Genomic DNA, 12,887 nt, shown 5'->3' with positions numbered 1-12,887 from the left:
CGTTGGGTGAGGTGCGGGACAGCGGCTGCGGCGCGTGGGCCAGAATGGGCCGGTGCCCGACTCGAACACCTCGCTCGCTCCCGCGCCCGCACCGCACGCCGACCTCGCGTGGGGCCGCACGTGGCCGAGCCTCGAGGTCTTCACCGAGCTCGCGCTCGAGCACCGTCGCGTCATCCCGGTCGTACGCCGCGTGCTGGCCGACGCGGAGACCCCCGTCGGCGTCTACCGCAAGCTCGCCAAGGACGCCCCGGGCACCTTCCTGCTCGAGTCCGCGGAGCACGGGGGAGTCTGGTCGCGCTACTCGATCGTCGGCGCCCGCAGCGCCGCGACGCTGACCGAGAAGGACGGCCGGGCTCTCTGGATCGGCGAGCCGCCGGTCGGTCTGCCCACCGACGGTGACCCGACCGAGGCGGTGCGCGAGACCGTCGCGGCCCTCGCCACCCCTCGCACGCCCGGACTACCTCCGCTCACCGGCGGTCTCGTCGGCGCCATCACCTACGACGCCGTGCGGCGCTGGGAGAGCGTGCCCGACACCGGGCGCGACGAGCTCGACCTCCCCGAGGTGGCGATGATGCTCGCCACCGACCTCGCCGTCTTCGACCACAGCGACGGCTCCCTGCTGCTCATCGCCAACGCCGTCAACCACGATGCCACCGACGAGCGCATCGAGGACGCCTGGGCCGACGCCGTCAGCCGGCTCGACCGGATGACCGACGAGCTCGCGGCGCCGGCAAAGAGCACCGTCGCCACCATCGAGCCGGTCGAGACCCGGCCGACGAGCAGCCACACCCAACCGGAGTTCGAGGAGATGGTCGAGGAGGCCAAGGAGGCGATCCGGGCCGGCGAGGCCTTCCAGATCGTCGTCAGCCAGCGCTTCACCGTGCCGTGCTCCGCCGACGCCCTCGACGTCTACCGCGCGCTCCGGGTCAGCAACCCGAGCCCCTACATGTACCTCCTGCGCCTGCCGCACCCCGACGGCACGGCCTACGACATCGTGGGCTCGAGCCCCGAGGCCCTCATCAAGGTGACCGGGCGCCAGGCCATCACGCACCCGATCGCCGGGTCGCGCCCGCGAGGCAAGAGCCCCGACCACGACGCGCACCTCGCCGAGGAGCTGCTCGGCGACGCCAAGGAGCGGGCCGAGCACCTCATGCTCGTCGACCTGGCGCGCAACGACCTCCAGCGCATCTGCCGCGCCGGCACGGTCGACACCGTCGACTTCATGTCGATCCGCCGCTACAGCCACATCATGCACATCGAGTCGACCGTCGTCGGTGACCTCCGCGAGGACCGGAGCGCCTACGACGCCCTCGTCGCGACGTTCCCCGCCGGCACGCTGAGCGGCGCGCCCAAGCCGCGCGCCATGGCGCTCATCGACGGCTACGAGGGACTGCGACGAGGGCTCTACGGCGGCGTCGTCGGCTACCTCGACTTCGCCGGCGACCTCGACATGGCCATCGCCATCCGCACGGCCCTCATCAAGGACGGCCTCGCGCACGTGCAGGCCGGCGCCGGCATCGTCGCCGACTCGGTGCCGCACCTCGAGTACGAGGAGACGGTCAACAAGGCGGCCGCCGCGCTGCGCGCCGTCGCGGCCGCGGCCGGCCTGCGGCCGCTGGGGGAGCACCGCGCATGAGCCCCACCGACCAGACCGGTCGCTCCGAGCCGACCGAGCCGACCGAGCCGACCGAACCGACCACGCGCCCGACCCGTGCCCTCGACAAGAAGCGCGCCGCCCTCGTCGTCCTGCTGCCGGCAGCCCTGCTGCTCGGCCTCACCACGCAGCCCTGGGCGACCGGCGAGTCCCGCGACGTCCTCAGCCAGGCGGTCACGACGGTCACGGGAGGCGCTGCCGCGCCGGGTGTCGTGGGGCTGCTGGCCGTCTGCGTCGTGGCCCTGCTCGGCCTCATGACCGGAGGGCCCGTCATCCGTGCCGTCTCGGCCGCCGTCATCGTCCTGGCTGCCCTCGGCGCCCTCGCCATGACGGTGCTCGTCGCGCTGCGACCCGTCGCGACCGTGGCCGACGCCGTCGCCCGCGAGCTTGCCCGCACCACCGCGCCCGCCGCCACCGGTTCGGGCACCGCCTGGGTCTGGGCTGCCGTCGTCGCCGCCGTGCTCCTGACCCTCGGCGCCGTCGTCACGGCGGTCTCGAGCCGCTCGTGGGCGGGGCTCTCCGGACGCTACGAGCGTGGCGACAAGCCGGCGAGCGGACCCCGGGGCGAGGTGCGCACGACGTGGGACGAGCTGTCCGAGGGGCGGGACCCGACCCTGCGCGACGCCCCCGACGAGACCTGACAGAATGGACGGCGTCGGCCCGCACGCGAGTGGAGTCGACCGGACCAGAGAGGACGCCATGGAAGAGCAGCACGAGGACCACGGTCACAGCACCGCCGCCTGGACCGGGGTCGGGATCATCCTGCTCGGCACGGCCATCGCGTCGGTCGCCTTCATCATCCCCAGCGTCGCGCTCGCCATCGTGGGCGCCGTCATCATCGTCGCGGGCATCGTCGCGGGCAAGCTGCTGTCGATGGCCGGCTACGGCAGCAACGGCCACCACGCGCAGGGCGGCTCGATCATCGACGCCCCGGACGAGGTGGGCGTCCAGACCCGCGGCAAGAGCTGAGCGCAGTGACGACGGTTCTCGACGGGATCATCAGCGGCGTCCGCGAGGATCTCGGACGCCGTCGTGTCGCCGTGCCGCTGACCGAGCTCGAGGCGCGCCTCGGCTCCGTCGCCGCCGCCCTGGACCCGATGCCCGGCATCCGCTCCGCCGAGGGCGTCGCCGTCATCGCGGAGGTCAAGCGCTCGAGCCCTAGCAAGGGAGCGCTCGCCGACATCCCCCAGCCCGGCCTGCTGGCGAGGTCGTATGCCGCGGGCGGCGCGAGCGCCATCAGCGTGCTCACCGAGGAGCGCCGGTTCTCCGGCAGCCTCGCCGACCTCGACGAGGTGCGTGCGGCCGTGCGGACTCCCTTGCTGCGCAAGGACTTCATGGTCGACGCCTACCAGGTGACCGAGGCCCGCGCTCACGGCGCCGACCTCATCCTGCTCATCGTCGCGGCCCTCGACGACGCCCGGCTGCGCGACCTGCACGACCAGGCCCGTGACCTCGGCATGACGGCCCTCATCGAGGTCCACGACGCGACCGAGCTCGACCGCGCGCTCGCGCTCGACCCGGTCCTCGTCGGGGTCAACGCCCGCAACCTCAAGACCCTCGAGGTCGACCCGCGCACCGTCACCGACCTGCTGCCGCGCGTGCCCGCGGACGTCGTCGGCGTGGCCGAGTCCGGGGTCGGCGGCCCGGCCGACGTGGCCACCTACGTCCGCGCCGGTGCCGGCGCGGTCCTCGTCGGCGAGGCCCTCGTCAAGGACGGCGCCCCCGAGGCCGCGATCCGCGGTTTCATCGACGCCGCGCACGCGGCCCGGGCCACGGCCCGGGCGGGCGCGGCAGGAGAGTGAGCATGACCACGACATCCAACGTGCCGGCATACGGCCGCTTCGGTGGTTTCGGAGGGCGCTACGTCCCCGAGGCCCTCATCCCCGCCCTCGAGCAGCTCGAGGAGGTCTGGCGCAAGGCCGTCGTCGACCCCGAGTTCGTCGGTGAGCTCGAGCGGCTCCACCGCACCTACACGGGCCGTCCCAGCATCATCACCGAGGTGCCGCGCTTCGCCGAGCACTGCGGTGGTGCCCGGGTCATCCTCAAGCGCGAGGACCTCAACCACACGGGCTCGCACAAGATCAACAACGTGCTCGGGCAGGCCCTGCTGACCAAGCGCATGGGCAAGACGCGCGTCATCGCCGAGACCGGCGCAGGGCAGCACGGGGTGGCCACGGCCACGGCCGCCGCCCTGCTCGGCCTCGAGTGCGTCGTCTACATGGGTCGCAAGGACACCGAGCGCCAGGCGCTCAACGTGGCACGGATGCGCCTGCTCGGCGCCACGGTCGTGCCCGTCGACAACGGCAGCAAGACGCTCAAGGACGCCGTCAACGAGGCCTTCCGCGACTGGGTGGCCAACGTCTCGACGACCCACTACGTCCTCGGCACCGTGACCGGCCCGCACCCGTTCCCCGAGATGGTCCGCGACTTCCACCGGGTCATCGGCGTCGAGGCGCGCCAGCAGGTGCTCGACCTCGTGGGGCGCCTGCCCGACGCCGTGCTCGCCTGCGTCGGCGGCGGCTCCAACGCGATCGGCATCTTCCATCGCTTCGTCGACGACCGCTCGGTGCGGCTCATCGGCTTCGAGGCGGGCGGCGAGGGCGTCGCCTCCGGCAAGCACGCCGCGCGGTTCTCGGCCGGCATCCCGGGCGTGCTCCACGGCGCCTTCACCTACGTCATGCAGGACGAGGACGGCCAGACCGTCGAGTCGCACAGCGTCTCCGCGGGTCTCGACTACCCCAGCGTCGGTCCGGAGCACGCCCACCTGCTCGAGTCGGGACGTGCGGAGTACCGCCCCGTCACCGACGACGAGGCGATGGAGGCCTTCTCGCTGCTGTCGCGCACCGAGGGGATCCTCCCGGCGATCGAGAGCGCGCACGCCCTCGCGGGTGCGATGCAGGTCGGCCGTGAGCTCGGCCCGGACGCGGTCCTGCTCGTCAACCTCTCGGGCCGCGGCGACAAGGACGTGCACACGGCCGCCGAGTGGTTCGGCCTCATCGACGGGGACGGCGCGACGCGCCTGCCCGACGACGACGGAGCCAAGGGCACGGGGGTCCAGCAGTGAGCGTCGAGGCCGTCCTCGAGAAGTGCCGCGCCGACAACCGCGCCGCCCTGATCGGCTACCTCCCCGTCGGCTTCCCGTCGGTGGAGGGCTCCATCGCCGCGATGAAGGTCCTCGTCGAGTCCGGCGTCGACATCGTCGAGATCGGGGTGCCCTACAGCGACCCCGTCATGGACGGTCCCGTCATCCAGGACGCCGCCGTGCGAGCGCTGGCCGCCGGGGTGCACCTGAGCGACATCTTCACCGCTGCGCGCGAGGTCTCCGGCGCCGGGGCCGGGGCGCTCGTCATGACCTACTGGAACCCCGTCCTGCGCTACGGCGTCGAGCGCTTCGCCGCCGACCTCGCCGCGGCCGGGGGAGCCGGGCTCATCACGCCCGACCTCATCCCCGACGAGGCCGGCGACTGGATCGCCGCGGCCGACGCGCACGACCTCGACAAGGTCTTCCTCGTCGCTCCGAGCTCGACGCCCGAGCGTCTCGCGGCCGTCACGTCCGCGTGCCGCGGCTTCGTCTACGCCACCGCCGTCATGGGCGTCACCGGGGCCCGTGCCAGCGTCGGCGACGCCGCGGACGCGCTGGTGTCACGCACGCGCGAGCACACCGACCTGCCGGTGTGCGTCGGGCTCGGTGTCTCGACCGGCGACCAAGCGGCCGAGGTCGGCCGCTACGCCGACGGGGTCATCGTCGGGTCCGCGCTCGTGCGCTGCCTCACCGAGGCCGAGTCCGAGACCCAGGGGCTGGAGGCACTCGGTGCCCTGGCCCGCGAGCTCGCCGACGGCGTGCGCCGGAGCCGGTCATGAGCCTGCTCGCGGCCCTGCCCACCGAGATCCCGTCGCCGAGCGTCGGGGTCTGGCACCTCGGTCCGCTGCCGATCCGCGGGTATGCCATGTGCATCCTCGCCGGCATCGTCGTCGCCGTGTGGCTGACCCAGAAGCGCCTCGAGGCGCGCGGTCACCGCAAGGGCGTCGCCATCGACATCTCCGCCTGGGCCGTGCCGTTCGGCATCGTCGGCGGCCGCCTCTACCACCTGATCACGACGCCGCAGCCGTACTTCGGCGAGAACGGCCACCCGTGGAAGGCGTTCGCCATCTACGAGGGCGGCCTCGGCATCTGGGGCGCCGTCGCGCTCGGCGCCGTCGGCGCGTGGATCGGCTGCCGCAAGAACGGCGTCGCCTTCCGCGACTTCGTCGACGCGGCAGCCCCCGGCCTCGCGATCGCCCAGGCCATGGGCCGCTTCGGCAACTGGTTCAACAACGAGATCTACGGCGCCCCCACCGACCTGCCGTGGCGGCTGCGCATCTACGAGTGGGACACCTCAGCCGGGCGCGCCCTCGTCGACGCCCAGGGCAACCCGATCGTCAAGGGCTACTTCCAGCCGACCTTCCTCTACGAGGCGCTCTGGTGCCTGGTGCTCGCGACCTTCCTCATCTGGCTCGGCCGCCGGCGTCAGCTCAAGGCCGGCCAGGTCTTCGCCGCCTACGTCATGGGCTACCCCGTCGGACGCATCGTCATCGAGAACATGCGGAGCGACTCCGCCAACCTCATCCTCGGGCAGCGGGTCAACACGTGGGTCTCGATCCTCGTCTTCGTCCTCGGCATCGTCCTGTGGCGCCGCTTCGGCCGCCTGGAGCAGCCCGCGCTGCCGGAGCCGGTGACGCCAGCCGAGCCAGCCGAGTCCACCGAGTCCACCGGACCGGCTGACCCGGCTGACCCGGCCGACCCGGCTGAGCCTGCCGGGCCTGGTGACGCCGACCGGGTGGGGGAGGGCAGCCACGGCGGCGACTCCACCGGCACGGCCCCCGAAGATCCTGCGGCGCACGAGCCTGCCGACGGGCTGAACCACACCGCCCGACGCACGGCCGACGCGGAGCGTCCGGCGCAGCGCTGACGTGTCGCCGCTCACGTCCGTGCGACGGATGTGAGCACGGCGTCTCAGGATGCGGAATCCGCCGTATCAACAGGTAGGACGAGCGGTCCCTCCGATATCGTCGTCAGCAACGCCTGTGGCCAGTGCCGTCCACATGCCCTCAGTCATGTCGCCGGCCCGGTCGTGGTCGCCGCCTGGGACCCAGCAGAAGGACGGTGAAGATGCCGCCGCACACCCCCACCCGTGCCCTGTTCAGTGCACACCCGGAGAACTCCGGTCTCTACCGGCGCGAGCTCGAGCACGACGCCTGCGGTGTCGCCCTCATCGCGACGATGCGGGGGACGGCGGGTCACGACATCGTCGACCACGCGCTCACGGCGCTGCGCAACCTCGACCACCGTGGCGCGACGGGTGCCGACCCGCTCGTCGGGGACGGCGCCGGCATCCTGACGCAGATCCCCGACGAGTTCTTCCGCGCGTCGGTCCCCTTCACGCTCCCCAACAGCGGGGCGTATGCCGCGGGCATCGCCTTCCTCCCGCGCAACCCCATCGAGCGGGCTGCCGCCAAGGCCCGCATCGAGGAGATCGCGGTCGCCGAGAACCTCAAGGTGCTCGGCTGGCGCGAGGTGCCCGTCGAGGCCGACCTCGTCGGCACCGTGGCCCGTGACTGCATGCCGTTCTTCGAGCAGCTCTTCGTCAGCAGCTCGATCGGCCGCCAGGTCGCCCTGGGCCTGGACCGCCTCGCGTTCTGCCTGCGCAAGCGCGCCGAGCACGAGGTCGAGGTCTACTTCTCCTCGCTGAGCTCGCGCACCATCGTCTACAAGGGCATGCTGACCACCGGCCAGCTCGAGCCGTTCTTCCCGGACCTGTCCGACCCGCGCTTCACCAGCGAGCTGGCGCTCGTGCACTCGCGCTTCTCGACCAACACGTTCCCGTCGTGGCCGCTCGCGCACCCGTACCGCTTCATCGCGCACAACGGTGAGATCAACACCGTCAAGGGCAACCGCAACTGGATGCACGCCCGCGAGAGCCTGCTGACCTCAGACATCATCCCCGGCGACCTCGAGCGGGTCTTCCCGATCTGCACGCCCGACGCGTCGGACTCGGCGAGCTTCGACGAGGTGCTCGAGCTGCTCCACCTCGGCGGCCGCTCGCTGCCCCACGCGGTGCTCATGATGATTCCCGAGGCGTGGGAGAACCACGCCACGATGGACCCGGCGCGCAAGGCGTTCTACGAGTTCCACTCGACGTTCATGGAGCCGTGGGACGGCCCCGCCAACGTCTGCTTCAGCGACGGCACGCTCGTCGGGGCGGTCCTCGACCGCAACGGCCTGCGACCGGGGCGCTACACCGTGACCGACGACGGCCTCGTCGTGCTCGCCTCCGAGTCGGGGGTCCTCGAGCTCGACCCGGCGACGATCGTCCAGCGGGGCCGGCTGCAGCCCGGCAAGATGTTCCTCGTCGACACCGAGCACGGCCGCATCGTCGGCGACGAGGAGATCAAGTCCCAGCTCGCCGCGGCCAAGCCGTACGCCGAGTGGCTCCACGCGGGACTCATCCGGCTCGAGGACCTGCCGGAGCGCGAGCACATCGTGCACACGGCGGCCTCGGTGGCGCGGCGCCAGCAGACCTTCGGCTACACCGCCGAGGAGCTGCGCATCCTGCTGACGCCGATGGCCCGCACCGGTGGCGAGGCGCTCGGGTCGATGGGCACCGACACGCCCATCGCCGTCCTCTCGTCGCGGCCGCGGCTGCTCTTCGACTACTTCACCCAGCTGTTCGCCCAGGTGACCAACCCGCCGCTCGACGCCATCCGCGAGGAGCTCGTCACCTCGCTGGGCACCTACATGGGGCCGGAGGGCAACGCGCTGTCCGCCTCGCCGAGCCACGCCCGCCAGCTCGTCCTCGACTTCCCGGTCATCGACAACGACGAGCTCGCCAAGATCGTGCACATCAACGCCGACGGCGACCTGCCGGGCTACGCGACGCACGTCGTCCGCGGCCTCTACGACGTCACCGGGGGAGCGGCCGCCATGCGCGACCGTCTCGAGGAGATCTTCGCCGAGGTCTCGCAGGCCATCACGCGGGGCGCGCGCTTCGTCGTGCTGTCCGACCGCGACTCCGGACGCGACCTCGCGCCCATCCCGTCGCTGCTGCTCACCGCGGCCGTGCACCACCACCTCATCCGCGAGAAGACCCGCACCCAGGTGGGCCTGCTCGTCGAGGCCGGCGACGTGCGCGAGGTCCACCACGTGGCCCTGCTCATCGGCTTCGGCGCCGCGGCGGTCAACCCCTACCTAGCGATGGAGACCGTCGAGGACCTCGTGCGCGCCGGCGAGATCGAGGGCGTCACCCCCGAGAAGGCCGTCGCCAACCTCATCAAGGCGCTCGGCAAGGGTGTGCTCAAGGTCATGTCCAAGATGGGCATCTCCACGGTCGCCTCCTACCGGGGCGCCCAGGTGTTCGAGGCCATCGGCCTGTCGCAGGCCCTCGTGGAGCGCTACTTCACCGGCACGGTGAGCCAGCTCGGTGGGGTCGGCCTCGACGTCATCGCCCGCGAGACGGCCGAGCGCCACGCCCGGGCCTACCCGCCGGACGGCGTCCACCAGCCGCACCGCACCCTCGAGGTCGGTGGCGAGTACCAGTGGCGCCGCGAGGGCGAACCGCACCTCTTCGACCCCGAGACGGTCTTCCGTCTCCAGCACTCGACCCGCCAGCGCCGCTACGACGTCTTCAAGCAGTACACCAACCGCGTCGACGACCAGACCTCGCGCCTCATGACGCTGCGCGGCCTCATGGGCTTCCGGCCGACCGGGGTGACGGGCCGCCTGCCCGTGCCGATCGAGGAGGTCGAGCCGGTCAGCGAGATCGTCAAGCGCTTCAACACCGGCGCGATGAGCTACGGCTCCATCTCGCAGGAGGCGCACGAGACCCTCGCGGTCGCGATGAACCACCTCGGCGGTCGCTCCAACACCGGTGAGGGCGGCGAGGACGTCGACCGACTGCTCGACCCCGAGCGCCGTTCTGCCGTCAAGCAGGTCGCGTCCGGCCGCTTCGGCGTGACGAGCCTCTACCTCACCCACTCCGACGACATCCAGATCAAGATGGCCCAGGGCGCCAAGCCCGGCGAGGGTGGTCAGCTGCCCGGCCACAAGGTCTACCCGTGGGTCGCCAAGACCCGGCACTCGACGCCGGGCGTGGGCCTGATCTCCCCGCCGCCGCACCACGACATCTACTCCATCGAGGATCTGGCCCAGCTGATCCACGACCTCAAGAACGCCAACCCGGCGGCCCGCATCCACGTCAAGCTCGTCTCCGAGATCGGGGTCGGCACGGTGGCCGCGGGGGTGTCCAAGGCGCATGCCGACGTCGTGCTCATCTCGGGCCACGACGGTGGCACGGGTGCCTCGCCGCTGACCTCGCTCAAGCACGCCGGCGCCCCGTGGGAGCTCGGTCTCGCCGAGGCCCAGCAGACGCTCGTGCTCAACGGCCTGCGCGACCGCATCGTCGTCCAGGTCGACGGCCAGCTCAAGACGGGGCGCGACGTCGTCGTGGCCGCCCTGCTCGGCGCCGAGGAGTTCGGCTTCGCGACGGCGCCGCTCGTCGTGTCGGGCTGCGTCATGATGCGTGTCTGCCACCTCGACACCTGTCCGGTCGGCATCGCCACCCAGAACCCCGAGCTCCGCTCGCGCTTCTCCGGCAAGCCGGAGTTCGTCGAGACCTTCTTCGAGTACATCGCCGAGGAGGTCCGCGAGCACCTCGCGTCGCTGGGCTTCCGCTCCATCGAGGAGGCGGTCGGCCAGGTCGGCAGCCTCGACCTCGACAAGGCGATCGCGCACTGGAAGGCCTCCGGCCTCGACCTCAGCCCGATCCTCGCCGTGGCCGACAACCCCACCGGCGGCACGCTGCACCAGTCGGCGACGCAGGACCACGGTCTCGACAAGGCGCTCGACAACGAGCTGCTGAGCCGGGCCCTGTCGGCCATCGAGTCCGGTGAGCCGGTGCGCACCGAGATCGCCGTGCGCAACGTCAACCGGACGGTCGGCACGATGCTGGGCCACCACGTGACCAAGGCGCACCCGCACGGGCTCGCGGACAACACCATCGAGCTGACGATGACCGGGTCCGGAGGCCAGTCCTTCGGCGCCTTCCTCCCGGCCGGGGTCACGATGCAGCTCTTCGGCGACGCCAACGACTACGTCGGCAAGGGGCTCTCCGGTGGGCGGGTCGTCGTGCGACCGCACCGGGACGCGGCCCTCGTGGCCGAGGAGAACGTCATCGGCGGCAACGTCATCGCCTACGGCGCCACGACCGGGCAGCTCTTCCTGCGCGGCATCGTCGGTGAGCGCTTCTGCGTCCGCAACTCCGGCGCCCACGCGGTCGTCGAGGGCGTCGGCGACCACGGCTGCGAGTACATGACGGGCGGCACGGCGGTCGTGCTCGGGCAGACCGGCCGCAACTTCGCGGCCGGCATGTCCGGTGGCCTCGCCTACGTCCTCGACCTCGACCGCGACCTCGTCAACCCCGAGATGGTCGACCTGCTCGCCCTGCGCGACGAGGACGAGGCCCCGCTGCGCGAGCTGCTCGAGGCCCACGTGCGGTGGACCGAGTCGCCCGTCGCCCAGGCGCTGCTCGAGCACTGGGACGAGGCGCGCGAGCGCTTCACCCTCGTGCTGCCGCGCGACTACCAGCGCGTCCTCGACGTGCGAGCCGAGGCGGAGCAACAGGGCCTCGACCTCGACGGACCCGACGTGTGGAACCGGATCATGGAGGCTTCCCGTGGCTGACCCCCAAGGCTTTCTCACCACCCGCGAGCGCGAGCTCCCGGCCCGCCGACCCGTCCCGGTGCGCATCCGGGACTGGAAGGAGGTCTATGAGGAGCAGGAGCTCGGGCAGCTCCAGCGCCAGGCCGGCCGCTGCATGGACTGCGGCATCCCGTTCTGCCACTCCGGCTGCCCGCTCGGCAACCTCATCCCGGAGTGGAACAACTTCGCCTGGAAGGGCGACTGGGCCGACGCGATCGAGCGCCTCCACGCGACGAACAACTTCCCGGAGTTCACCGGTCGGCTCTGTCCCGCACCGTGCGAGACGGCGTGCGTGCTCGGCATCAACCAGCCGGCCGTGACGATCAAGCAGGTCGAGGTCACGACGATCGAGCGTGCCTTCGACGAGGGGCTCGTCGTGCCCCTGCCGCCCGAGCGGCTCTCGGGCAAGACCGTGGCCGTCGTGGGCTCCGGCCCCGCCGGTCTCGCGGCCGCCCAGCAGCTGACCCGGGCCGGGCACACCGTCGCCGTCTTCGAGCGGGCCGACAAGCCCGGCGGGCTGCTGCGCTACGGCATCCCCGAGTTCAAGATGGAGAAGTCGGTCCTCGACCGCCGGCTCGACCAGATGACCGCCGAGGGCACCCGCTTCCGCAACGGCATGGACGTCGGGGTCGACATCACCGGGCGTCAGCTGCGCGACCGCTACGACGCCGTCGTGCTCGCGCTCGGTGCCACGGTGCCGCGCGACCTCGACGCCCCCGGGCGTCAGCTCGGTGGCATCCACCAGGCGATGGACTTCCTCCCGCAGGGCAACCGCGCTGCGCTCGGCGAGCAGGTCGAGGACCAGATCCTCGCCACCGGCAAGCACGTCGTCGTCATCGGCGGTGGCGACACCGGCGCCGACTGCATCGGGACCTCGCACCGCCAGGGCGCCGCCTCGGTGACGAGCCTCGAGATCATGCCGCAGCCGGGGGAGGACCGCCCGGGCAGCCAGCCGTGGCCGACCTACCCGATGCTCTACCGCGTCGCCAGCGCCCACGAGGAGGGTGGCGACCGCATCTACTCCGTCAGCACGACCGAGTTCGTCGGCGACGACGAGGGCAACGTGGCGGCGCTGCGCCTGACCGAGGTGGAGTTCGTCGACGGTCGTCCCAGCGCCAAGCCGGGCACCGAGCGGGAGATCCCTGCCCAGCTCGTCCTCTTCGCCATGGGCTTCCTCGGGCCGCAGGGGAGCGGCGTGCTCGAGCAGCTCGGCGTCGACCTCGACGAGCGCAGCAACGTCCGTCGCGACAAGAACTTCATGAGCTCGGTCCCGGGCGTCTTCGTGGCCGGCGACGCGGGCCGGGGGCAGTCGCTCATCGTGTGGGCCATCGCCGAGGGGCGCGCCGCCGCAGCCGGCGTCGACGCCTGGCTCACCGGGTCGAGCTCCCTGCCGCGACCCATCGCGCCGACCGACCGGCCGCTCACGGCCTGACGGGCCGCTCGTCACCCGCGCGCACCCCACGTATGCCGTGTCGCCACCTCCGCGACACGGCATACGAC

9 protein-coding genes are annotated in these 12,887 nt (G+C 72.1%); all 9 read left to right on the top strand.

What is annotated here, in order from left to right; all coding sequences use genetic code 11:
- Positions 1 to 52 precede the first annotated feature (52 nt).
- The 9 genes from ABD297_RS07130 to ABD297_RS07090 all read left to right on the top strand — a co-directional run bounded on the left by ABD297_RS07130 (position 53) and on the right by ABD297_RS07090 (position 12,819).
- Positions 53 to 1,636 carry an anthranilate synthase component I gene (locus ABD297_RS07130; protein ID WP_344254141.1) on the top strand — a complete coding sequence of 528 codons (1,584 nt, stop codon included), beginning with the start codon at positions 53 to 55 and terminating at the stop codon, positions 1,634 to 1,636.
- Positions 1,633 to 2,295 (top strand): Trp biosynthesis-associated membrane protein, encoded by a 663-nt coding sequence (locus ABD297_RS07125; RefSeq protein WP_344254140.1) that lies wholly within the window; start codon positions 1,633 to 1,635, stop codon positions 2,293 to 2,295. The genes ABD297_RS07130 and ABD297_RS07125 overlap by 4 nt, the downstream gene beginning before the upstream one ends.
- Positions 2,296 to 2,353: 58 nt before the next feature.
- Positions 2,354 to 2,623, top strand: a complete 270-nt coding sequence (locus tag ABD297_RS07120) for an HGxxPAAW family protein (RefSeq protein WP_344254139.1) — start codon at positions 2,354 to 2,356, stop codon at positions 2,621 to 2,623.
- A 5-nt stretch (positions 2,624 to 2,628) separates the two neighbouring features.
- Positions 2,629 to 3,456 carry an indole-3-glycerol phosphate synthase TrpC gene (trpC, locus tag ABD297_RS07115; protein WP_344254138.1) on the top strand — a complete coding sequence of 276 codons (828 nt, stop codon included), beginning with the start codon at positions 2,629 to 2,631 and terminating at the stop codon, positions 3,454 to 3,456.
- A 2-nt stretch (positions 3,457 to 3,458) separates the two neighbouring features.
- Entirely contained in the window at positions 3,459 to 4,718 is a 1,260-nt protein-coding gene (trpB, locus tag ABD297_RS07110) for a tryptophan synthase subunit beta (protein ID WP_344254137.1), read from the top strand.
- The gene (trpA, locus tag ABD297_RS07105; protein WP_344254136.1) at positions 4,715 to 5,515 is read left to right on the top strand and encodes a tryptophan synthase subunit alpha; all 801 of its coding nucleotides are present in this window, start codon (positions 4,715 to 4,717) and stop codon (positions 5,513 to 5,515) included. The genes trpB and trpA overlap by 4 nt, the downstream gene beginning before the upstream one ends.
- Entirely contained in the window at positions 5,512 to 6,603 is a 1,092-nt protein-coding gene (gene lgt, locus ABD297_RS07100; RefSeq protein ID WP_344254135.1) for a prolipoprotein diacylglyceryl transferase, read from the top strand. Before trpA ends, lgt begins: the two co-directional genes overlap by 4 nt.
- Before the next feature lie 200 nt (positions 6,604 to 6,803).
- Positions 6,804 to 11,369 (top strand): glutamate synthase large subunit, encoded by a 4,566-nt coding sequence (gene gltB, locus ABD297_RS07095; protein ID WP_344254134.1) that lies wholly within the window; start codon positions 6,804 to 6,806, stop codon positions 11,367 to 11,369.
- Positions 11,362 to 12,819 carry a glutamate synthase subunit beta gene (locus ABD297_RS07090; RefSeq protein ID WP_344254133.1) on the top strand — a complete coding sequence of 486 codons (1,458 nt, stop codon included), beginning with the start codon at positions 11,362 to 11,364 and terminating at the stop codon, positions 12,817 to 12,819. The genes gltB and ABD297_RS07090 overlap by 8 nt, the downstream gene beginning before the upstream one ends.
- Positions 12,820 to 12,887 lie beyond the last annotated feature (68 nt).

Origin of the sequence: Terrabacter carboxydivorans, from assembly GCF_039532035.1 — a bacterium.
GTDB classification, from domain to species: Bacteria; Actinomycetota; Actinomycetes; order Actinomycetales; family Dermatophilaceae; genus Terrabacter; species Terrabacter carboxydivorans.
This window is presented reverse-complemented; position numbering and strand designations above follow the sequence as displayed.

Excerpts from the sequence above, each read along its gene's own strand:
- ABD297_RS07125 (WP_344254140.1), top strand. The coding sequence starts at position 1,633 with ATGAGCCCCACCGACCAGACCGGTCGCTCCGAGCCGACCGAGCCGACC.
- ABD297_RS07120 (WP_344254139.1), top strand. The coding sequence starts at position 2,354 with ATGGAAGAGCAGCACGAGGACCACGGTCACAGCACCGCCGCCTGGACC.
- trpB (WP_344254137.1), top strand. The coding sequence starts at position 3,459 with ATGACCACGACATCCAACGTGCCGGCATACGGCCGCTTCGGTGGTTTC.
- lgt (WP_344254135.1), top strand. The coding sequence starts at position 5,512 with ATGAGCCTGCTCGCGGCCCTGCCCACCGAGATCCCGTCGCCGAGCGTC.
- gltB (WP_344254134.1), top strand. The coding sequence starts at position 6,804 with ATGCCGCCGCACACCCCCACCCGTGCCCTGTTCAGTGCACACCCGGAG.